The sequence below is a fragment of the Streptomyces sp. CB02980 genome, from assembly GCF_014451325.2.
Lineage (GTDB): Bacteria > Actinomycetota > Actinomycetes > Streptomycetales > Streptomycetaceae > Streptomyces.
The window spans coordinates 625572-646705 of the sequence record NZ_JACSCH020000001.1 but is presented as its reverse complement, the minus strand read 5'-3'; the positions used below and the strand labels follow the sequence as shown (position 1 = coordinate 646705).

Annotated in this window: 18 protein-coding genes; 8 read left to right on the top strand and 10 right to left on the bottom strand. The window is 73.7% G+C overall.

Annotated elements, in window-relative coordinates; genetic code table 11:
• Window positions 1–106 precede the first annotated feature (106 nt).
• Window positions 107–574 carry an NUDIX domain-containing protein gene (locus E0F75_RS02940; RefSeq protein ID WP_187620816.1) on the top strand — a complete coding sequence of 156 codons (468 nt, stop codon included), beginning with the start codon at window positions 107–109 and terminating at the stop codon, window positions 572–574.
• On the opposite strand, the gene E0F75_RS02935 is transcribed toward E0F75_RS02940, so the two are convergent.
• A complete protein-coding gene (locus tag E0F75_RS02935; RefSeq protein ID WP_187620815.1) occupies window positions 571–1335 on the bottom strand; it encodes a class I SAM-dependent methyltransferase in 765 nt (254 codons plus the stop codon). The genes E0F75_RS02940 and E0F75_RS02935 overlap by 4 nt on opposite strands.
• On the opposite strand from E0F75_RS02935, the gene E0F75_RS40335 reads away from it, so the two are divergent.
• On the top strand, window positions 1219–1647 hold the full coding sequence (locus E0F75_RS40335) for a DUF6086 family protein (protein WP_308189536.1): 429 nt from the start codon (window positions 1219–1221) through the stop codon (window positions 1645–1647). The genes E0F75_RS02935 and E0F75_RS40335 overlap by 117 nt on opposite strands.
• 43 nt (window positions 1648–1690) lie before the next feature.
• Here the strand turns inward: E0F75_RS40335 and E0F75_RS02925 are convergent, their stop codons facing one another.
• From E0F75_RS02925 to E0F75_RS02890, 8 genes are all read right to left on the bottom strand, one after another.
• On the bottom strand, window positions 1691–3070 hold the full coding sequence (locus E0F75_RS02925) for an aldehyde dehydrogenase family protein (RefSeq protein WP_187620814.1): 1380 nt from the start codon (window positions 3068–3070) through the stop codon (window positions 1691–1693).
• Between the two features lie 34 nt (window positions 3071–3104).
• Window positions 3105–4880, bottom strand: a complete 1776-nt coding sequence (locus E0F75_RS02920; protein WP_187620813.1) for an asparagine synthetase B — start codon at window positions 4878–4880, stop codon at window positions 3105–3107.
• Window positions 4881–5039: 159 nt separating this feature from the next.
• On the bottom strand, window positions 5040–5618 hold the full coding sequence (locus tag E0F75_RS02915) for a hypothetical protein (protein WP_187620812.1): 579 nt from the start codon (window positions 5616–5618) through the stop codon (window positions 5040–5042).
• Window positions 5619–5661: 43 nt separating this feature from the next.
• Complete coding sequence (locus E0F75_RS02910; RefSeq protein WP_187620811.1) at window positions 5662–6681, bottom strand: hypothetical protein; 1020 nt, start codon at window positions 6679–6681, stop codon at window positions 5662–5664.
• The gene (locus E0F75_RS02905) at window positions 6678–7781 is read right to left on the bottom strand and encodes a hypothetical protein (protein WP_187620810.1); all 1104 of its coding nucleotides are present in this window, start codon (window positions 7779–7781) and stop codon (window positions 6678–6680) included. Before E0F75_RS02905 ends, E0F75_RS02910 begins: the two co-directional genes overlap by 4 nt.
• Window positions 7778–8836 (bottom strand): hypothetical protein, encoded by a 1059-nt coding sequence (locus E0F75_RS02900; RefSeq protein ID WP_187620809.1) that lies wholly within the window; start codon window positions 8834–8836, stop codon window positions 7778–7780. The genes E0F75_RS02905 and E0F75_RS02900 overlap by 4 nt, the downstream gene beginning before the upstream one ends.
• Window positions 8833–9582: a cupin domain-containing protein gene (locus tag E0F75_RS02895; RefSeq protein ID WP_187620808.1), complete on the bottom strand. Its 750-nt coding sequence runs from the start codon at window positions 9580–9582 to the stop codon at window positions 8833–8835. The genes E0F75_RS02900 and E0F75_RS02895 overlap by 4 nt, the downstream gene beginning before the upstream one ends.
• A gap of 182 nt (window positions 9583–9764) precedes the next feature.
• Window positions 9765–10439, bottom strand: a complete 675-nt coding sequence (locus tag E0F75_RS02890; RefSeq protein ID WP_187620807.1) for a 1-acyl-sn-glycerol-3-phosphate acyltransferase — start codon at window positions 10437–10439, stop codon at window positions 9765–9767.
• Window positions 10440–10732: 293 nt separating this feature from the next.
• On the opposite strand from E0F75_RS02890, the gene E0F75_RS02885 reads away from it, so the two are divergent.
• The gene (locus E0F75_RS02885) at window positions 10733–11140 is read left to right on the top strand and encodes a hypothetical protein (RefSeq protein ID WP_187620806.1); all 408 of its coding nucleotides are present in this window, start codon (window positions 10733–10735) and stop codon (window positions 11138–11140) included.
• A gap of 147 nt (window positions 11141–11287) precedes the next feature.
• Window positions 11288–13678 carry a protein translocase subunit SecD gene (gene secD / locus E0F75_RS02880; RefSeq protein WP_187620805.1) on the top strand — a complete coding sequence of 797 codons (2391 nt, stop codon included), beginning with the start codon at window positions 11288–11290 and terminating at the stop codon, window positions 13676–13678.
• Window positions 13679–13810: 132 nt separating this feature from the next.
• On the opposite strand, the gene mgt is transcribed toward secD, so the two are convergent.
• Window positions 13811–15013 carry a macrolide-inactivating glycosyltransferase gene (mgt, locus tag E0F75_RS02875; protein ID WP_229312449.1) on the bottom strand — a complete coding sequence of 401 codons (1203 nt, stop codon included), beginning with the start codon at window positions 15011–15013 and terminating at the stop codon, window positions 13811–13813.
• 403 nt (window positions 15014–15416) lie between these two features.
• Between mgt and E0F75_RS02865 the strand changes: the two genes are divergently transcribed.
• The 4 genes from E0F75_RS02865 (at window position 15417) to E0F75_RS02850 (ending at window position 21110) form a co-directional block, all read left to right on the top strand.
• Window positions 15417–16127 (top strand): NPP1 family protein, encoded by a 711-nt coding sequence (locus E0F75_RS02865; protein WP_229312477.1) that lies wholly within the window; start codon window positions 15417–15419, stop codon window positions 16125–16127.
• Between the two features lie 224 nt (window positions 16128–16351).
• Window positions 16352–17560 carry an enoyl-[acyl-carrier-protein] reductase FabV gene (fabV, locus tag E0F75_RS02860; RefSeq protein WP_187620803.1) on the top strand — a complete coding sequence of 403 codons (1209 nt, stop codon included), beginning with the start codon at window positions 16352–16354 and terminating at the stop codon, window positions 17558–17560.
• Window positions 17561–17674: 114 nt separating this feature from the next.
• Window positions 17675–19840, top strand: coding sequence for a pectinesterase family protein (locus tag E0F75_RS02855; protein ID WP_187620802.1), 2166 nt, complete (start codon window positions 17675–17677; stop codon window positions 19838–19840).
• Between the two features lie 163 nt (window positions 19841–20003).
• A complete protein-coding gene (locus E0F75_RS02850; RefSeq protein WP_187620801.1) occupies window positions 20004–21110 on the top strand; it encodes a hypothetical protein in 1107 nt (368 codons plus the stop codon).
• Window positions 21111–21134 lie beyond the last annotated feature (24 nt).

Genomic DNA, 21134 nt, shown 5'->3' with positions numbered 1-21134 from the left:
CCCGGTCGGCGGGCCTCCGCCCCGCGGTCGGTGGGGGAGCGGCATGCCGCAGGACGGGGTGGGCATGCTGCCGGGGTGGCCGACCGCCCGGACCGAGGAGACCCGTATGACCGTCCCCACCCGTATCCGCAACTCCGCGAAGGCCGTCGTCCTCCACGAGGGGTCCGTCCTGCTCACCCGGAACCTCTGGAACGGCCGAGAGTGCCATTTCCTCCCCGGAGGCGGCCAGGAGACCGGCGAGCTGCTGCCCGACGCGCTCCGCCGCGAGGTACGCGAGGAGACCGGGCTGACCGTGCGGGTCGGCCCGCTGCTCTGGGTCCTGGAGGGCTGGACGGAGGACCCCGGTGTGATCAGCTCGGAGAACTTCCACCGGGTCGAAGTCGTCTTCCTCTGCACCGTGGAAGGCAGCGCCGAACTCGTCGGCGGAACCGAGCAGGACATCGACCAGATCGGCCTCGACTGGATCCCGTTGGAGAAGATCACCTCACTGGAAACCCTGTCACCCCGCTACCGCCGGCACATGGCCCCGCTGGTGTCCGGCACCGTCCCCCACGCGGCGTATCTGGAACGCTAGGCAGTCTCCGGCCTGCGTGCCTCGATCAGGGTCCGCGCGGAGTGGGCCACGAACGGACCCTCCGCGCGGATCAGCGCGTCGAGCGCGCGCAGCCGGGACAGGTGGGACTCCACCGTGAACCCCGGCACGATCCATATGACCTTGCGCAGGAACCACACGACGGCACCGATGTCGTGGAACTCCATCCGCAGCCGCTCGGAGCGTAGATCGACGATGTCGAGACCGGCGCCGCGCGCCGCCGCGCTCTCGTCGTCGGGATGCCGGTGACGGGCCGTCTCCGGCTGCGGGCCCAGGAAGTACTCGACCAGCTCCCAGACGCTGGCGGGACCGACGTGCTGGGCGAGATAGGTGCCGCCCGGCCGCAGGACGCGGGCGATCTCCGCCCACCACACCGTGACGGGGTGGCGACTGGTGACGAGATCGAACGCGGCGTCGGCGAAGGGCAGGGGAGGCTCGTCGGGATCCGCGACGACGGCGGCTCCCCGCGGGTGCAACAGCGCCGTGGCCCGCGCGAGGTTGGGGGGCCACGACTCGGTGGCCACCATCGTCCGCGGCAGCGTCGGCACACCGGCGAGGACCTCCCCGCCGCCCGTCTGGACGTCGAGGCCGGCCGAGGCACGGGCGAGCCGCTCGCCGAGCAACCGGTGGTATCCCCAGGAGGGCCGCTGCTCCGTCGCCCGGCCGTCGAGCCAGGAGAAGTCCCAGCCGTCGACGGAGGCCTCGGAGGCCTCCGCGACGAGTTCTTCGAAGGAGAGTGTCATCCCTTCATCATCTCCCGTCACCCGGCCCGGGACGGGGCCATCGGCCCGGCGGCCGCGTGGCCGCACGGCCGGAGAACGAGCCACACCATCTGGCTCGCGCTCTCCGAAGGCTTCACTGCCACAGTGCTCGTTCTCGCAGAACGCGCCGTGATCAAGGTGGACTGGGCACGGCAGGGAGCAGCCCCGGAAGCCCCACTCGAAGACGTACAGGTTTCCACCGTCACCGGGATGTCCACTCCTGCGGAAGGCGCAGCCTGGGCTGCGGGTCTGCGCGAGAAGGCACAGGAGCTGGGACGCCGCATGCCCCGCTGACCGGAGCAGCCAGACCACTCAGTCCGACGAATGAGACGACGTCTCAGGACCGGCGTCCCAGCCGGACCGTGACCGTCTTCGGGCGCTGGTACTCCTGGAGTGCCAGCGTGCTCAGGTCGGTTCCGTGGCCGGAGGCGCCGCGGCCGCCGTGCGGGAGTTCCGCCGTCTGCACGAGGTGGCAGTTGACCCAGGTCTCGCCCGCGTCCAGCGCGGCCGTCAGTTCCAGGCCGGTCGTCAGGTCGGTGGTCCACACGCTCGCGGCCAGGGCCTGCGGGACACCGTTCGCCAGGGCGAGCGCGGCCGCCAACCCGTCGGCCCGCTGCACGGTGAGAAGCGGGCCGAACACCTCCTCGGTGACCGCCGGGTCGTCGTCCGGGAGGTCGGCGAGCACCCGCGCCGGCCGCCAGTGCCCCGCCTCCTCGCCCGGCGCCGGGGCGATGTCAGCGACGATGTTCCGCTTGGCGTCGGACGCGGCGACCAGACGGTCGTAACGCTCCGCCTGGTCGGGGTTGTTGAGCGGGCCGAAGTCCCGTCCGGCCACCCGGGCCGCCATCGCCGCCGTCAGTCCGGCGACGGCGGCCTCGTAGTTCTCCGGCAGGGTGATGACCCGTGCCGGAGCGGCGCAGCTCTGCCCCGCGTTGTACGTGACGGCGTCGGCGAGCGACTCCCAGGTGTCGGCGGGCGCGTCCGGGAGGACGATCGCCGGAGCGTTGCCGCCCAGCTCCAGACTCACCCGCCGCGTCCCCGCGCGGACCGCCACATCCGCCCCGGCCCGGCCGCTACCCGTGAACGCCACCATGTCCACCGCCGACTCGACGAGCAGCCGGCCCGTCTCCCGGTCGCCGGGGAGCTGCACGAGGACCCCCGGTCCCAGGGCGAGCGCGGCGTGCTCCGCGAGGAGCTCCAGGCTGTCCGGGGTCGTCTCGGCCGGCTTCGCCACCACCGTGTTCCCGGCCGCCAGGGCCGGCGCACACCGCCAGGCCGCCATCAGCAGCGGATAGTTCCACGGCACGACCACCCCCACCACACCGACCGGCTCCCAGCGCACCCAGCTCTCGTGGCCCGCCACCAGCAGGCCTGCGGCCGGTGCCGTACGGGTCCTGGCCGCCGTCGCGAAGAACCGGAACAGGTCCGCGACCTGCTCGATCTCGCCCGCCGTCTCCGCCTCCGGCTTGCCCGTCCCGGCCCCCTCGCGGGCCGCGTACTCCGCCGCGTGCTCCTCGACCAGACCCGCGAGCCGGTCGAGGCGCCGACCCCGGTCCTTGGGCGTCAGGGCACTCCAGCCGGGCAGGGCGGCACGCGCGCCGGCCACGGCGGCCCGGACCTCGGGCAGCCGGGACAGCACGGCCGTACCCCGCGGCGCCCCGGTACGGGGGTCGGTCAGTTCGGTCACGGCGGGGGAGCCGGTTGCGTCGCTGGTCATGCGGGGGCCTCTCGTCCATCGGGGTGGTGCGGGTTCACACGTCGTACGACCTCAGCCAGAGCTCCAGGGTGAGCACCAGCCACAACTTGCCGCCCTGCCGGGGCAGCAGAGCGCCCTCGCCCCGCAGCCAGTCCCGGACCGTCTCCGGCCGGAACAGGCCCCGCTGCAGAGACCTGGGCCCGAGGAGGAGGTCCTGGCCGAGGTCGCGGAGCGGACCCGTCAGCCACTGCTGGACCGGCACCCGCATCCCGCTCTTGGGCCGGTCGACCACCGTGCCCGGGAGCAGGTCCCGTACCGCCTCCTTGAGGATCCACTTCTCCGCCGTACCGCGGAGCTTGAAGGACGGCGGGGTGGCGAAGGCGTGGTCGACGACCGACCGGTCGAAGAGCGGCGAACGGCCCTCCACCCCCTGCGAGGAGGTCAGCCGCTCCACCTTGGTGAGGATGTGGTGGGCGCCCTTGGTCCGCAGGTTGCAGTGGAGCAGCTGGTTGAGGAGGTGCCCCATCCGGTACGGGCTGCCGCCGGCGGCCGTCAGATACGGCGCCACGTGCCGCTCCAGGGGCGGGGCGTCCCGCAGGGCGTCGAGCGCCGGCGCGGTCAGCAGGTCCGGCAGGTCCGTCCAGCACTTGCGGTACGAGCGCAGATACGCGGTCGCCCGGTCCTCGTCCCAGGGCGCCCCCGGAGTCCGGTGCATCTCGTGCACCAGCATGGGCAGGTTCTTCGGCCCGCCGAAGACGGGGTCCCCGCCCTCGCCGTTGAGGACCACGGAGGCGCCGTCGGCGGCCACGGCCTCGGCGAGCATCAGGTTCGGCACGGTCAGCGGGTCGCCGACGGGGCTGTCGAGCAGGGCGGCCGCCTCGGCGAGCCGGGCGGCCACGGCCGCGCCCGAGACGTTCAGGACCCGGTGGCGGGTGTGGCAGTGAGCGGCCACCAGACCCGAGTAGCCCAGCTCGTTCGGCAGGTCGTCGCCGAAGCTGATCGAGTAGGTGTGCACCGGATGGCTGTGGAGTTTCGCCGCGAGGGCCGTGACCAGGGAGCTGTCGATCCCGCCGGAGAGGAGCACGGCGGCCGGCTCGGCGACGGGCAGCCGACTCGCCGTCGCCCGCTCCAACAGGCCCCGCAGCGCGAGGACATGGCCGCTGGGGTCCTCCGGCGGAGGGTCCTCGATCCGCTCCCGGGGCTCCCAGTGCACGGTCTCGGTGGACGTTCCGTCCCGGTGCAGCCGGAGCACCCGGCCGGGCAGCACCTCCCGGACGCCGGTCAGCAGGGTCTCCTCGCCGGGCAGATAGGCGAAGGTGAGGAAGGAGCGGACCGCGGACAGGTTCATCGAGGTGCCGAGCGCGGGCCAGCGGCGCAGCGCGCGCAGCGAGGTGGAAGCCGCCCAGGCGGCGTCGGCCCGCGCGTAGAACAGGGTGCGGGCGCCGACGTGGTCACGGATCAGGACCAGGTCGGGGCCGTCGAGCACGGCGAGCACGAACATTCCCTCGGCCAGGGCCACCCCCGCGTCCCCGAGCAACGCCCAGCAGCGAAGCAGGAGTTCGCCGTCCGGACAGTCGGACGGCGGGGGAACGGCCCGCTCCGCGAGCGCGGCCAGGAGCACCGGACGGTTGTGCAGGGTGACCTCTCCGACGGCCGTCCGCCCGTGCGCGGTGAACGGGCCCTCGGCGCAGCCGTGTTCACCGGGGAGCAGCGACAGCTCGGCGCCGGGGACCTCGGCCGGGACATGGCCGGCGCCGAGGGCGCCCATCGCGTCGAGATGGGCGCGGGCCTGCCCGGTGGTGGCGGCCAGACAGGCGCACAGACGTGCCACGAACTTGCTCCTTCTCCTGGTGTAACCGGTCGTGCTGTCGTGCGGGTGGTGCGGGTGGTGCGGGTGGTGCCGGGCGCGAGGCGGGCGCGCGGCGGGCGCCGCGGATGCCGGGGCGCGGCGGGTGACGGGGGCCGGGGCGCGGCCGCGCCGGGGCGCGGATCAGCCGAAGTCGTCGTCGTTCCAGGCGTCCCCGTCACCGTCCCAGTTCGCGTCCCAGTCGTTCCCGTCGCCGGACCCGTCCCCGGACCCGTCGGTCCCCTCCGACCCGTCGTCGGCGTACCCCGAGCCACTGCTGTCGCCGCCTCCGCCGCCGGACTGCTGGGCCTGCGCCTGCTGCTGGCGCAGCGCCTCCTCCTGCTCGGGGGACATGCTCAGCGGCGGCAGCTGGGCGGCGGTGACGGCGAGGGTCGCCACCCCGAGGCCCGCGAGCAGGACGCCCATCCGGCCGCCGAAGGAACTCCGGTTGACCAGGACCTGCTCGCCGCGTGCCCACAGGGTGCGGCCGTAGCCGATGTCCCGGGCGTAGGTGACGGTGCCGTCGGCGAGGCTGCGCTTGATGATGCGGTCGCCGAGCAGCTCGTCGGTGCCGGAGGCACCGCGGTTGTCGTGCCAGTGCACGAGGTGCGGGTGGCCGGAGGTGCGGCGGCGCCACTCCTCCAGGCCGTTCTCGTAGCGGCGGTGGACGGTGCCGTCGGCGAGCAGTTCGTCCGCGTAGCCGATCTCTTCGGGACGGTTCATGGTGTGCGTACCTCGGGTCGGTGGGAGGGAGCGCCGGGACGGGTCACGCGGCGGGCCAGGTCATGAAGCCGGTTCCGCGCAGTCCGCGCAGACCGCTCCACAGGGAGTCGCGAGGCGGTCGTGGCCCCCGCGTGAGACGCAGTACCGTGCGCAACAGCCGGTCCGGGGGCACGGCCGCCACCTCGGCGAACCGTCCCTCCGCCAGCCAGGCGGCCTCCCGCGGCCGCAGTGCGGCGGGCAGGGCGGCGAGGTCGGCGGGACCGAGAGCGGGGCCCCGGCCGGTGGGCAGGCGCAGGGCGGCAGCGTGCCGGGGCACCAGGCCGAGGGACACCACCCGGACTCCGGGCACCGCCCCCAGACCGGCCCGCACCAGGGCCGGGAACGCGAGCCCGGCCGGGCTCGCGTCGTGCAGGACGTACACGGTGGCGCCCTCGGCCCGCTGCAGGGCGGCGAGCAGCCGCGGGTCGAGCGGCAGGGCGTCCGCGGCGGCGAACACCGGGCAGGCCGCCTCCAGATGGACGTGGTTGGCGAGCAGCATCCCGGCGATCGAGCGGTCCTGGCACATCAGCAGCCGGGGCAGCCCGTAGTCGTAGAGGTCGGGCTCGGACGATCCCGACGGCTCGGACGGCCCGTGCGACTGGGGCGGCTGCACCCGCGCGGCCGGCTCGGGCAGCGGCGGAAGCAGCCCCGGTACGGTCTCCCGGCCGCGCGCCTCCAGGGCACGGGTGAACGCGGGCAGCTGCAGGACCGGGGCAGGGGTGCCGGGGACCCGGCCCCGCAGGAGCGTCGAGCCGGGGCTCAGGACGCGGCAGGTCTCGTAGTACAGCTGGCGCTCGGTGAAGCGCAGCCCGCCGGGTGCTCCGGCGCGGGCCGCGGCCGCGGTGATCGCCCGGCCGGCCACCCCGATCGTCGTGCGGGCGGCGAACCCGAGGGTGGGGCGACCCCCGGTGCGGGCGGCCTGACCGGCACTGGCGGCCCGGCTGACCCCGGCGGGCTGCCCGGCGGGCTGCCCGGTCCCGGTGGTCGGGCCGGTGCGCGGAGGCGGGAGGTGTCGCTGGCTCATCCGGCCGTGGCGCCTTTCGTACGGGACGGGCCGCCGGCCCGCGCCGGCGCCTCGGCCGGCCAGGTCAGGAAGCCGTCGGTGGAGCGGAGTTCGGCGGGGCGGGCGGACAGGGCCCGTTCCACGGCCGCCGTGACGACCGATTCCAGGACGGGCGGCGGGACGGCGGCGAGCGGGCTCCAGCGGCCCCCGGCCAGCCACGCGGCGTCCTCCTCGGCCAGGCCCGCGACGGAACGGAGGTCCGCCGCGTCCACCGTGGACGTGGTCGAGACCCGGTGCACGGCACCCCGGCGGGTCCTGACCGCCGAGACCGGGAGGCCGGCGTCCACCACGACCCGGCCGGGGTGGGCGAGGCGCAGCAGCGGGGCGAGCAGTGCCCCCAGGGCGCTCGCGTCGTGGAGCACCACCACCGGGAGCCCGGCGGGCACGTCCGCCAGCGCCTCGTGCGCGGCGGCCGGTTCGGCCTCGACGAGCCGCGCCCTCAGCCTCGCGGGGATGGCGTTGACCCGGAGGAACACGGCGACCGCGTGATCGGTGCAGAGGATGACGGCCTCGCGGCGGCCGTCGACGGACTCACGGGGTGCGGGCGTGCGCGGGTCGTCGTCCACCACACCCGGTGGCAGCCGCTTGTACACGGTTCGCCAGGGACCGGTCATCGCCTGGCGGAACGCGGACTCCGAGGGAGTGATGTTCCACCAGGCCTTGCCGGCGGGCCTGTACCGCATGGCCGACGCCACCACCACGACGACGACCGCGGCGGTGACGCCGATCGCGCCCACCACGCCGTGGACGAGATTGCCGACGACGAGAAGGAGAACGGAGAGGGGCACGGCGACCAGCCACCGGACACCGGGCCGGATCCCGCGAGCGGGCCTCGCGTCCCAGAGGTGGGTGGACACCCGGGAGAGGTACCAGAGCTGGGTGAGCGTCACCTTCAGACGTCCGTCGTCGGTGGCGCGCCCGGCGATCCGCCGGATCCGGAGATCGTGCATGCCCCGGCCGTGGAGCTTCGGGTCGAGCGCGAACCGGCGCTCGCAGCGCGAGCACGTCTGCCTGGTCCGTTCCCTGGCCGCCAGCTGGGCGGCGCAGTGCGGGCAGATCACCGGCCACCCACCGGGTCCGGTCCTGCCGTCTCCGGCCAGGTGAGGAACCCCAGGTCCGCCGCGCGCCGCCGGTCGGGGTCGACCCCGTGTGCGACCTGCCCGGCGACCCGGTCGACGACCGCGAGCAGCCGGGCCGGCGGCAGTCCGACGAGCGGGAACCGCCAGCCCTGCCCGAGCCACTTCAGCTCCTCGGACGTGTACGTCCCCAGTGCGGTGAGGATCCGCATGTCCGCCGGGCCGGGCTTCCGCCGCGGGTCCCGGTAGGGAACGGCCTGGGGCAGGGCCCGTACGGTGCGCAGCGGCGGTCCCACATCGATGACCGTCCGGTCCGGCAGGGCGTCCCGGAGGCTTCGTACGAGCAGTTCGCCGTCCGCGTCGGCGTCGTGGAGCACGAGCACCGGCCCCTTCGACAGGACGGCCGCGGCCTCCGCGGTGCTCCGGACCACCACGAGGCCGTGGCGGGCGGGCAGTCCGTCGGCGACGAGGAACGCGACGACGGCGCGGTCGGGGCAGACCAGTACCCCGGTCGTGCCGGCCGCACCCGCCGGGTCCGCCGTGCCGCCGTCGGAGCCCGCGGTGTCGAGCACACCGGGCGGGAGCACCCCGTACACCGCACGCCACGGGGAGAGCACCAGCGCGGGGAAGGCCTCCCGCACGACCGGCGGGACGCCTTTGCCCGCGCCCATGGCCCGGGCCACGGAGATGCCCAGGCCGATGAGCAGCAGAACGGCGGAGCCGATCAGCAGGACCGGTGCCTCGGCGAAGAAGGCGATGACGGTGACGAAGCCGGCCACCACGAACGCCCCGCCCATGCAGCCCTGCCCGAACTCACTGTCCCGGAGGCGCTTGCGGGAGAGGGCGTACCAGAGCTGGTCGGGGACGATCCCGATCCGGCCCCCGTCGGTGAGGGCGGCGGTGATCCGGCGTACCCGGAGGTCGTTGAGACGGAGCGGGTTGGTCTTGGGGTCCAGCGCGTAGGAGCGATTGCAATGGGTGCAGCGGTTGCCGGTGCGCTCCTTGCGGAGCAGGTTGCGTTCGCAGTGCGGACAGATCACCTGGGCACCTCCAGTGCGGCGGCCACCCGGCGCAGCCGGGCGGCGAGCCGCTCGCGGACGGTGGTGGCGGCGATGCCGTGGACCCGCTGGGCGCGCTCGATGTCCCGGAGCTCGGCGGCCAGGGCCCGGTAGTCCGTGACGGGTTCGGCGGCCACGGCGGTCCGGCCGCCGGCGGGGGAGCCGCCGGGGGACTGGGCCCGCCGCTCGGCCTCGGCCGCGGTGATCGCGTAGTCCTCGTGGTCGATCCCGTAGCCGGTGTTCGCGGCGAGGATCGTCAGCGGGGCGTCGCCGCGGTTGGCGAAGGAGTGCGGCATCATCTCCGGGATCCGGATCAGCATGCCCGGTGCGAGCGGGACGTCGGTGACGCGCCCGCGGACCTCGTCGTACAGCCCGCAGGAGGCATGACCGAGGCTGAGGACGAAGTGTTCGCCGCCGTGCGCGTGCGGGGTGAAGGCGCTGCGCGGGCCCACGACCCCGAGTTTGACGGTGGCGTTCGACGGCCGCTCGGGCGAGGTCCCCGCGTCCCCGACCAGATAGTGGGCGAACTGCCCGTCGTCGATGAACCGCAGGAACTCCCGCTCCGGTCCGAGCTCCCGGCTGCCTTCCCGGTCGGCGAGCAGAATGCCGCCGTCGGGCCTCAGGTGGTACAGCTCCACCCCACCGGGCAGATCCCGCGGGACCCGGCCCGGTATCCCGTCCGGTATCCGGTCCTGCGCTCGTACCTGTCGTACGGGTCGTACCGCCATCGCGCCTCCCCCTGACGCCCGTTGTGCGTGCTCACGCACAACCAACCGCATGGTAGAGCGCTGATCGGTAACAGCGGGAGTCCTCGGGACCACTCTCGGGGGACCCGGGGGTGAACGCCGGTCCTCCGCCGGTCCCTCCGCCGGCCCTCCGCCGGTCCCTCCGCCGGGCCCAGCGCCCCCGATCAGAGCCGTCGGTCCGCCGTCGCCGCCGGTTCGCCGAGCGCCCCCGCCGCCGTCCGCCACGCCGCCGTGACGGCGCCGTGGGCCAGCTCCGTCGCGGCGGTCACATCGGCGGGCAGCCGCAGCGGCGCCCCGATGTGGACATGCAGACACGGCCTCCGGACCGGCGCGGTGAGCACCCCGGCGATCTGCTTCACGCGCCCGCCCGAGGTGATCCGGCGGGCGCCCGCCTGACCGATCGGCACGACCGGCCGCCCGGTGGCCTCGGCGAGCCGCGCGAGCCCCGTACGGAACGCCTCCGGCGGGTTCTCGGCGGAGTCCGGACGCGTCGGGATGCGGCCCTCCGCGTACAGCATCACGTGCCGCCCCGAGGCGAGGGCCACCGCCGCGTGGTCGAGGGCGGCGGCAGCGCGGGCCGAGCCGCGGTGGACGGGCACATGCCCCTCGCGGGTCAAGGCCCGGCCGAGCAGGGGGATCCGCCACAGCCCCGCGGTGGCGAGCAGCACCGGCTCGACGGCGAGCCGTTGGCGGAGCGCGGCGAGGACGAGTGCCGGGTCGGCCGTCGAGGTGTGGTTCACGACGAGGATGCTGCCGGGTTCGAGGCGTGCCCCGGGATCGGCGGTGACGGTCAGTCGCCCGAAGAACGGGACGACGCGGGCGGCGAGACGGCTGAGCACGAAGGGCCCCCTGGCTCCGAGGACGAGGCGCTGACCCACTCATCGTGCGAGACCGGGCGTCCCCTCACATGAGCACGCGTACTCAGCTCCCGTACCCAAAGGTCATGAATGCGGGGCGCGGTGGCGGGTAGTCTCGCGGGGCGGTCTACGCTGATGGCTCGACGGCCGGGATGGTGGACGCCGGACCGGGGACGCCGGACCGGGGACGCCGGACCGGGGACACCAGACTGGGGACGCCGGGACCGGGGACGCCGGGACCGGGGACAGGGATCAGCGGGAGAGGGGGGACGACGGTGGGACGTTCGACGCGACAGCTCATGGCCCTCCTGCCCGCGATGCTCTGCGCGGTCTGGTCCCTCCTCGTCCTGCCCGCGTCGACGGCGCAGCCGACGGACCACACGGCCGCGGCCGGCCCGGCTCCGACCAGGACCGTGGCGCCCGCCGCGTCCCACGGCGCCGGACCCCGCGCCGCGGCTCCCGAGCCGCACTTCGCGCCCACCGCCGTCGTACGGCTCCCCGCCGCCGTCGAGAACCCCGTACGGATCCCGGTCACGCCCGCGGGCACGGTCGCCGTTCCCGTCGACCTCTCCCTCCCGGCGCGCGGCGTCCTCGCCGGCGACCCCCGCCGGGAGCGCGCACCGCCCGGCACGGCCCACGACCCGCGGGCCCCTCGCGGCCCTCCCTCCACCCGGCACAGCTGACGTCTTCCCGCGTCGCCGTCCGGGCCATCGGCATGCCCTCGGACCGGTCCACGACGCGTATCCATCCGTACGTCCGGCACGGCCGGCGCGCGCTCCCACCCTCCGCGTGGACGCGCGCCGTCGCCGTGCGCCGCCCGTGGAGCAACCGTGTCCTCTCGTTCCGCCTTCTGGCGTGCGCTGCTCGCGCTCGCCGTCGTCGCACTGTCCCTCTGGATCACCCTGACCACCCCGCCCCGCCTCGGACTCGACCTCCGCGGCGGGACCCGTATCGTCCTCCAGACCGAGCACGGGCCCACCGCCCGCGCCGACGCCGCGGCCACCGACCGCGCCCTGGAGGTGCTCCGCAAGCGCGTCGACGGGCTCGGCGTCGCCGAACCCTCGCTCGCCCGCTCCGGCGAACGCCGCATCGTCGTCGAACTCCCGGGACTCCGCGACCCGCGTCAGGCCGCCGAGGTCATCGGCCGTACGGCCCAGCTCACCTTCCACGCCGTCACGGGCGAGGCGCAGCGCCCGGCCGGACCGGCTGCGTCGGACGGTTCGAGCGGGTCGGGTGGGCAGGCCGGAACGGTCGCGAAGAGCGGGACGCCTCGCGTCCTCGCCGACCCCGACGCGCCCGGCCGCTTCCTCGGCCTCGCCGCACCCGTACTCACCGGCGACGGCGTCAAGAGCGCCGAGGCCGTGCTCGACACCACGAGCGGCCGTGGCTGGACGGTCGACCTCTCCTTCCGCGACCGCGCCGCCGACACCTGGGCCCGGCTGACCGGCGCCGCCGCCTGCGCGGCGCCCGGAGACCCGGCCCGCAGGGTCGCGATCGTCCTCGACGACCGCATCGTCTCCGCCCCCGCCATGCAGACCGGCGTCCCGTGCGGCTCGGGCATCGGCGGCGGCTCCGCGCAGATCACCGGCGGCTTCTCCGCGCAGGACGCCCGCGACCTCGCGGCCCTCGTCCAGGGCGGCGCCCTGCCGGTTCCCGTCACGACGATCGAGCAGAGCACCGTGGGCCCGACGCTCGGCGCCGAGGCGATCCGGGCCAGCGCCTGGGCCGCGGTGATCGGCCTCGCCTGCACCGGGGTCTTCGTGATGGTGATCTACCGGCTCCTCGGCGTTCTCGCGACCGCCGCGCTCCTCCTCTACGGACTGATCTCGTACGCCGCCGTGGTCGCCCTCGGCGCCACGCTCACCCTCCCCGGCCTCGCCGGATTCGTCCTGGCCATCGGCATCGCCGTCGACGCGAACGTCCTCGTCTTCGAACGCGCGAGGGAGGAATACGCGGCACTGGGCCGGGCCACGACCGGGCTCGATCTGCGGCGGCCGCTGACGACGGCCTTCGGCAAGGTGTGGAGCGCGGTCGCGGACTCGCACGTCACCACCCTGCTCGCGGCGGGCCTGCTGTTCGTCTTCGCCACCGGCCCCGTCAAGGGCTTCGGCGTGACCCTCGCGATCGGCGTCGTGACCTCCCTCCTCACCGCGATGGTGATCACCCGCCTCCTCGCCGACCTCGCCCTGCGCCTCCCCGCCGTGCGCCGACGGCCGGCGGTCACCGGCATGGCGGGACTCGGCCGGCTGCGCACCCGGCTGACCCGCCGGGTGCCGCGCCTGATGGCCCACCGGCGCCGCTGGCTGCTCTCCTGCGCCGGACTCCTGATGGTGGCCCTCGCCGGAATCGGCGTCCGGGGCGTGGAGTTCGGTGTCGAGTTCACCGGCGGCCGGGTCGTCCAGTACACGGCCGAGCGACCCGTCGACGCGGACGCGGCGCGCGCGGCGATCGCGACGGCGGGCTTCCCCGACGCCGTCGTCCAGACGACTGGCGACAGCGACGTGTCGGTACGCGTCCGGGAGAGCGGGGACGGCGAACAGCGGGAGATCCGGGAGGCGCTCACCCGGGTCGCGGGCCCGGTGGAGGTGGAGCGCGACGACCTGATCGGCCCCAGCCTGGGCGGCGAGCTGCGCACCCACGCCCTGCTCGCGCTCGGACTGGCGGTCGCGGCCCAACTCCTCTATCTGACCGTACGGTTCCGCTGGACGTACGCGACGGCGGCGGTGGCCGCCATGACCCAGGACGTGCTGCTCGTGATCGGCCTGTTCGCCTGGCTCGGCAAGCCGGTGGACAGCGTCTTCCTCGCCGCGCTCCTGACGGTCGTCGGCTACTCGGTCAACGACTCCGTGGTCGTCCTCGACCGGCTGCGGGAGCTGCGGCGGCGAGGCGGGGGCGTTCCGCTCGCGGACCTCGCCGACCGGGCCGTCGCACAGACCCTGCCCCGTACGGTCAACACCGGTATGGGCGCGCTCTTCGTCCTGGTGGCGCTCGCCGCCCTGGGCGGCGACTCGCTCACGGACTTCTCCGTCGCGCTGCTCGCCGGGGTCGTGCTCGGCATGGCGTCCACGGTGTTCACGGCGATGCCGTTGGCCGTAGCCCTGGAGGCCAGGAACCCGGCGCCGGCCGCGACCGGCGCATCGGGCGGCCCTTCCGGCTCCGGCACTCGGCAGCGGGCGGGCGGTGCCGGCGCGGACCGGGACCGCTCGGGGGCGGTGGTCTGACCCGGGCGGACCGAGCGGCGCGCCCGGAGTTCCTCCGGCGGAGGCGGCGACCCGTCACCCGCACCGTACGGCCTCTCCGTACGGAGCCCTCGTACGGCCTCCCCGTACGAGGGCTGACGGGTCGCCGCCCGGTCACGCCCCCGCGAGCTCCGCCTCGATCAGGTCGGCGGCACGGCGGGTGCCGCCCTCGCGGGCCATCGACTCCTGGATCTCCCGGGCGCGGCGGGCCACTTCGGGATCGTCGAGGAGCGCGAGCATGTCCTTCCGCAGCCGCTCCGGGGTGACCTCGTCCATCGGCAGGTGCCGCGCCACGCCCAGCGCCTGGAGCATGTCGGCGTTCCCGAACTGGTCGACGGCCTGCGGAACGGCCACCATGGGCGTGGCCGTGGCCAGTCCCTCCTGGCTGCCTCCCGCGCCCGCGTGGGTCACGAAGGCGTCGGCCTGCCGCAGGATCGCCAACTGCGGTACCCAGGAGCGCACTTCCACGTTGGCCGGCACATCGCCGAGCTCGGCGGGGTCGACGAACTTGCCGATCTGGAGGACGACATGCCAGCCGGGAAGCCCGGCGAACGCCTCCACGCAGTCCCGGTAGAACCCGGGCAGCTTGGTGAACGCGGAGCCGAGGGAGACCAGGACCACCTTCTCCGCGTCCGCCGGCCGCTCCCAGCCGCCCTGGTCGGCGCGCTCGCCCTGACAGGCGCCGACGAAGGTGTAGACGGACTCGTCGACCCGGTCGGCCTGCGGCTGCAGCGCCTTCGGGATGAGGACGAGCGCGCGGCGCGGGCGGGCGACGAACCTGTCCGGGTCGGTGTCGAGCCCGTGCTCGGCGAGCCAGGCCGCGAACCGCGCGTAGTACGCCTTGCCGCGCGGTGAGGCCTTGAGCTCGGCGAACATCGGCTCGGCGACCTCCTCCTCGTACCCCTCCCACGGCACGAGGTTCGGCCACAGCGAGAGCGCCGGTACTCCCCAGCCGTGGGCGAGGACACGGGCCGGGTAGGCGGTGATGTCGTGGAGGACGAGGTCCGGCCGGTCCCCTTCGAAGGCCTCGGCGAGCTGGGGCAGCGCCTGCACGGCATCGCTCAGGAAGGGTTCGAGGTTGTCGATCAGTTCCGTTCCCCAGGCGTCCGGGTCGTCGTCGGTCGGCAGGGTCGAGGTGTAGACGACGGGTGTGGCCCCCGTCTCCGCGACCTTCTGGGCGAAGGACGCGGGGACGGCGTAGCTGACGCGGTGGCCACGCGCGACGAGCTCGCGGATCACCTCCAGGCTCGGGTTCACGTGGCCGTGCGCGGCGATGGAGAACATGGCGATGTGTGCGGGAGACGCGGTGGAGGTCATGACGACCACTCTAGATGAGACGAGACGTCTCGTCTACTCAATTGTGTCGCAGAGCCCCAAGGGGCGGGGGAGCGCACCCCGGTGCCACGTGACGCCGAGGAACTCGTCGCCGGTCCTGTCGCCTGCGTCGAGCGGCGGCTCGCGGGGGACGGGTGGCGTCGTTCGCTCACGCGCTACGCCTGCGCCCTGGAGGGCGTGCACCGGCCCGAGTTGAGCGTGTGCCGGCCCGAGTTGGGTGACCGGTCAGGGCCGCGATGCGCCGAGTTCATGATCGAACCCCATCGGGGTGAACTGTTCATGCCAAGATGTCGCCTGTCGAATCATGCCGCCCGACCCAGGGGACACAGTGAAGACACAGGTGTACGCCACCAGGGGCGCGCTCGCCCTCGCCGCCGCCCTCACGATGATCATCGCCCTGCCCAGCAGCGCGTTCGCCGCACCGCCTCCCCCGCTCCCTGCCAACGCCGACGGCCTGGAGCAGACCTTCCAGCCGGCCTACGACTACGACACGGACGGTTGCTACTCCACCGCCGCGATCGGACCCGACGGCACCGTCAACGGCGGGCTCAACCCGTCCGGCGCCCTCAACGGCCAGTGCCGCGACTCCTGGGACCTCACCCAGACCAACGGCTACTCCCGCGCGAAGTGCAACAACGGCTGGTGCGCGATCCTCTACGGCCTGTACTTCGAGAAGGACCAGGCCGTCATCGGCAGCGGCCTCGGGGGACACCGCCACGACTGGGAACACGTCGTGGTCTGGGTCCAGAACAACCAGGCGCAGTACGTCTCCACGTCCGCCCACGGCAACTTCAACACCTACGGCCGGGACGCGATCCGCTGGGACGGCACCCACCCGAAGGTCGTCTACCACAAGGACGGCATCAGCACGCACTGCTTCCGCCCCGCCAACTCCAACGACGAGCCGCCGGAGAACCACCAGCACACCTGGCAGTTCCCGAGCCTGGTCGGCTGGAACGGCTACCCGGCCGGCCTGCGCGACAAGCTCAGCCAGGCCAACTTCGGCAGCGCGGTGTTCGGCCTGAAGGACGGCAACTTCGCTCCCCACCTGGCCAAGGCCAAGCCGGCCGGCATCCCCTTCGACCCGTACGCCTGATCCGACAGGGGCCCGAGACTTCGGCAGTCGGCGGCCGACATCGCCGGTCCACGTCTCTCGGCCCCCGGGCGTTGCCGGCCTGCCAGAGCCAGTGGAAACCCTCCAAGGCGGGCCGCGCATCGTTGTGCCAGGTCAAGATCACCATGCTCGTCCGCACGACCGCAGACTTGCAGGACGAGGCCGCTGCCGCGGCCTCGTCCGTATCGACACCTGGGACACCACACGTGAGCGAACGCGTCATCACGCCCAAGAACCGGGGCTTCCTGTTCCTCGACTCCCACCCCGACGGCTGCCGGCAGCTGGTGGACGAGATGTGGCAGGCAGTCCCGGCCCCGGCCGCCGCAGGAGGCGAAGGGCCGGTGGCTCTGGTCATCGGCTCGTCCGCCGGGTACGGCCTGGCCGCGACGATCGCGGGCCTGGCCCGGGTCGGTATCCGTGGGATCGGCGTGTGCTTCGAGAAGGCGCCCGCGCGCCGCACCGGCACGGCCGGCTGGTATCGCACCGCCGCCACCGCGCGGCTCGCCCGGGAGCACGGGCGGGACATGGTCTTCCTCAACGGTGACGCGTTCGGCGACACGATGAAGGAGCAGGTCGCCGACCTGCTGACCGAGCGCTTCGGGGGACGACTCGACTACCTGATCTACTCGGTGGCCGCGCCTCGTCGCACCGACCCGGACAGCGGCGACGTGTACTCCTCGGTCCTGAAGCCGGTCGGCTCGCCCCACACCACCAAGACCCTCGTCTTCGACGAGCACGGCGCCCCGGAGGTCAAGGACGTCACCACGGCGCCGGCCGAGGGCGATGACATCGAGCAGACCGTGGCGGTGATGGGCGGCGCCGACTGGGAACGATGGATCACCTTCCTGGCCGACCGGTCCCTGCTCGCCGACGGCTTCGCGACCGCGGCCCTGTCCTACATCGGTTCGCCGCTCACCGCGGCGATCTATCGGCAGGGCACCATCGGCGCCGCGAAGGCCCATCTGGAAGCCACCGCACGCACGCTGGACGAGCGCCTGGGCAAGACCCTGGGCGGTCGGGCCGTGACCTCGGTCAACGCCGCCGCCGTCACCCAGTCCTCCACCGCCATCCCGGGGATCGCCCTGTACGTCGGGCTGCTGCGCGGCGTCCTCGGCGACGCCATGACGGCCCCGATCGGTCAACTGGTGGAGCTGTGGGACCAGCTGACCGGCGCCCGCCCCCTCGACCTCGACGACGAGGACCGGGTCCGCCTCGACACCTGGGAACTCGACCCCGCCGTGCAGAACGCGGTCTCCGAACGCTGGAGCAGCGCCACCAGCGACACCATCACCGGACTCGCCGACCTCGACTGGTTCAGCGACGAAGTCCGCCGCCTCTACGGCTTCTCCGTCCCCGGAGTCGACTACACGGTCGCCGTCGAGACGGACGTCCCCTGGCCCGCCCCCACCATCTGAACCGTGCCCCGAGTGCCCCGATCGCGCGAGCGGCGGCAACCTTTCCCCTTCCCGTGGCGACTACCGGGTGCCCGCCCTTCCCGGCGGGCGCCCCCACACGGAAGGACGTACGACATGACCGAGGTGCGCGGCAGGGCGAGGCACCGCAGACGCGGCAAGGCGCTGGTGATCGGTGTCCCGGCGGTGCTCACCGCGGCGGGGGTGCTTGCCTACGGCACGGCCTTCGGCGTGTTCGGCGCGGACGCGCGGGCCGGGGCGGCGGCCGTGGAGGCGAAGGCAGGGGCAGCGAAGGCCGGGGCGGCGAAGGCCGGGGCGGCCCCCGCGTCGACAGCGCCGGCGGCTGAGGCGCCCGTCTGGGCCCGTGCCGTCGCCGACGGTTTCGCCTCGGTCGACGCGCTGGGGCAGCAGGGCACGTACGGCGGGCGGGACGGCAGGACGGTCACGGTGCGGACCCTCGCCGACCTGGAGAAGTACGCGACCGCCCCTGAGCCGTACGTCATCGTCGTGGCCGGGACGATCACGGTGAACCCCACGGGCAAGGAGATCAAGGTCGCCTCCGACAAGACCATCGTCGGCTCGGGGACGTCCGGCCACATCGTCGGAGGAGGCTTCTTCCTCGGGCAGGGCGTGCACAACGTCATCATCCGGAACCTGACGATCCGGGACGCGTACCAGGGGATCTGGAACGACAAGGAACACGACTTCGACGCCGTCCAGATGGACGGCGCGCACCACGTGTGGATCGACCACAACGACCTGCGGCACATGGCCGACGGGCTCATCGACAGCCGCAAGGACACGACGTACGTCACCGTCTCCTGGAACAGGCTCGGCACCAACAACAAGACCTTCGGCATCGGCTGGACGGAGAACGTCACGGCCGACCTGACCATCCACCACAACTGGTTCCGCGAGACGGAACAGCGCAACCCGTCCACCGACAACGTCGCCCACGCGCACCTCTACAACAACCTCCTCCAGGACGACCCGGGCACGAACATCACGTCGTCGTACGGGAACTACGCGCGGGGGAAGACGAGGATGGTCCTGGAGAACAGCGTCTTCCAGGGCGTGAACAACCCCGTCGTCAAGGACGGTACGGCGGCGCTGGTGCAGCGCGGAAACGTCTTCTCGGGTACGACGGGCCGCAACGAGAGCGGCGGTACGGCGTTCGACCCGAGGACCTTCTACCCGTACACGCTCGATCCGACCGCGAAGGTACCGGCGCTGCTCAGGTCGGGGGCGGGCCCGCGGCCGACGATCGGCACGGCGAGCACGGCGAGCGCGGGGGGTACGCCGAGCGCGGCGCCGGCCGCGGCGCCGACCGTCCTCACCGTGGCGAAGGACGGCAGCGGCCGCTTCACCAGCGTGCAGAAGGCCGTCGACGCGGTTCCGGCGGGCAACAGCTCGCGCGTCGTGATCCGGGTGGCGCCCGGGGTCTACCGGGAGACGGTCAAGGTCCCCTCGAACAAGCCGCAGGTCACGATCGAGGGCACGGGCGGCAGCCGCAAGGACACCGTCCTCGTCGAGGGCCACGCCTCCGGCATGACCAGGCCGGACGGCTCGGGAACGTACGGGACGAGCGGCAGCGCCACCGTCGCGGTCGAGGCCGACGACTTCCAGGCGCGGAACCTCACCATCTCGAACGACTTCGACGAGGCCGCGAACCGCGACCTGAACGGGCATCAGGCCGTGGCCCTCCGCACGGCCGCCGACCGGATCCTCCTCGACGGCGTCATCGTCACCGGCGACCAGGACACCCTCCTGCTCGACACCGCCGCGAAGGAAAGGCCCGGCCGGGTGTACGTCACCCACTCCTACGTGATCGGCAACGTCGACTTCGTCTTCGGGCGGGCCACGGCGGTGATCGACAGGTCGGTCCTCACCCTGAAGAAGCGCTGGGACGGCACGTCGGCGGGGTACGTGACGGCCCCGAGCACCCCGGCCGGGCGCAAGGGCTTCCTGATCACCCGCTCCACGGTGAACGGTGACGTCGCCGCGGGCGGCTTCTTCCTCGGACGCCCCTGGCACGCGGGCGGAGACGCGACGCTCTCGCCCCAGACGACGGTCCGCGACAGCGTCCTGAGCGCCGCGGTGAAGCCCACGCCCTGGACGGACATGAGCGGCTTCTCCTGGAAGGCGGACCGCTTCGCTGAATACCGCAACACGGGCCCGGGTTCGGGCCCGGCCCACCCGGACCGCCCCCACCTGACCCCCACGGAGGCGGCCACCCAGGACACGCTCCACTGGCTGGGCGACTGGACTCCTCGGACAAGCTGAGCCCCCGCCCTTGCCCCGCCCCGTCGCCCTCATCCCAGGGGCGCCCGGCCGAGCGCCGTGGACGGCCTGACCTGCCTCAACACCCCGAAGTCCGGGATGGGATCATGCGGTTGCCCCGGGGGTGGGCCGCCCATTCGGGCGTGTGCGATACGAGGAGCGCGGTGTGAATACGGGTGGGGACCGGGGCGATTCGTCGGTGCCGGACGACGTGTGGGAACAGTTCCTGCGGGATTCCGTGGAAGGCGTCGCGGACGCGCCCAAGGAGCCGTCCGCGCGGGCGCGGGTCGTGACGGACCGGCTGCGCAACGAGCCTGCGGGAAACGACGGTTGGCGTACGTACACGCCCGCCGCCCCGGCCCGGCGCAGGAAGGGCCGGTACCTGGTCGGGCTGCTCGCCGCCGCGGCGCTGCTGGTCGTGGCGCTCGACCCGTGGAACATGATCGGCGCCTCCGGCGGGGGCGCGGCGTCCGGACCGCCGCTCGCCCAGGAGTCGGGGCGTCCGACCGACGCGCCGCCCGTGGAACCGGCCCGCCGCCCCACGCCCGCCGAACCGTTCCGAGGCTCGCCCGCCGTGCGCTGGGCGGACGGCACGGCCGGGATCACCGTCCCCGACGCACGGGCGACCGGTTGGATGAGCAAGGCACAGGTGGAGAAGGCGCTCCGGCAGACGCGCGACTTCCTCGTCGCGACCAGTCTGGACCCGGCCGTGCTGCGCGGTGGGCGTCCCACCCAGGCGATCGCCCTGATCAACCCGCACCAGAAGGACGTCAAGGACTATCTGGCCGCCGCGTTCGGCACGCCGACGGAGGAGAACGACCCGCTCCTCCTCTTCAGCCGCTTCGACACCTCGTACGCGCGCCTGGCCGGCGACATCGTCAAGACCCGGGGCCGGATGACGTTCCGGGAGGGCGATCGCGGCGCGCTTCAGGTGACCACCGACGTCACCTACGTCTACCCGGTCGTACGGGCCGGGGCCGGCGGCGACGAGGTCGTGCGCACGATCGCGCGGCGCGAGGTCGTGGTGAACTGGGACGACCCCTCGAAGATCATCACCGAGCCGGGCACCCTCTCCCTCGTCTCGTACAAGGTCGACATGACCAACGGCGGCTGCGACACCCACACCGGCTACTTCACCCCGGAGTTCGGTACCCGGGGGTCGGACGGCGGTTCGCCCGACGGCGAGACCGTCGACCCGTACAACCGCAGCACGTCGATGTCCGGCGGGACAGCGAGCCCGGACGGCGGGTGCAGGACCGCGTCGCGCTCCTGACCACCGGTCACACCGAGACCTGTC

Excerpts from the sequence above, each read along its gene's own strand:
- E0F75_RS02940 (WP_187620816.1), top strand. The coding sequence starts at position 107 with ATGACCGTCCCCACCCGTATCCGCAACTCCGCGAAGGCCGTCGTCCTC.
- E0F75_RS02935 (WP_187620815.1), bottom strand. The coding sequence starts at position 1,335 with ATGACACTCTCCTTCGAAGAACTCGTCGCGGAGGCCTCCGAGGCCTCC.
- E0F75_RS02925 (WP_187620814.1), bottom strand. The coding sequence starts at position 3,070 with ATGACCAGCGACGCAACCGGCTCCCCCGCCGTGACCGAACTGACCGAC.
- E0F75_RS02915 (WP_187620812.1), bottom strand. The coding sequence starts at position 5,618 with ATGAACCGTCCCGAAGAGATCGGCTACGCGGACGAACTGCTCGCCGAC.
- E0F75_RS02910 (WP_187620811.1), bottom strand. The coding sequence starts at position 6,681 with ATGAGCCAGCGACACCTCCCGCCTCCGCGCACCGGCCCGACCACCGGG.
- E0F75_RS02895 (WP_187620808.1), bottom strand. The coding sequence starts at position 9,582 with ATGGCGGTACGACCCGTACGACAGGTACGAGCGCAGGACCGGATACCG.
- mgt (WP_229312449.1), bottom strand. The coding sequence starts at position 15,013 with ATGACCTCCACCGCGTCTCCCGCACACATCGCCATGTTCTCCATCGCC.
- E0F75_RS02865 (WP_229312477.1), top strand. The coding sequence starts at position 15,417 with ATGATCATCGCCCTGCCCAGCAGCGCGTTCGCCGCACCGCCTCCCCCG.
- E0F75_RS02855 (WP_187620802.1), top strand. The coding sequence starts at position 17,675 with ATGACCGAGGTGCGCGGCAGGGCGAGGCACCGCAGACGCGGCAAGGCG.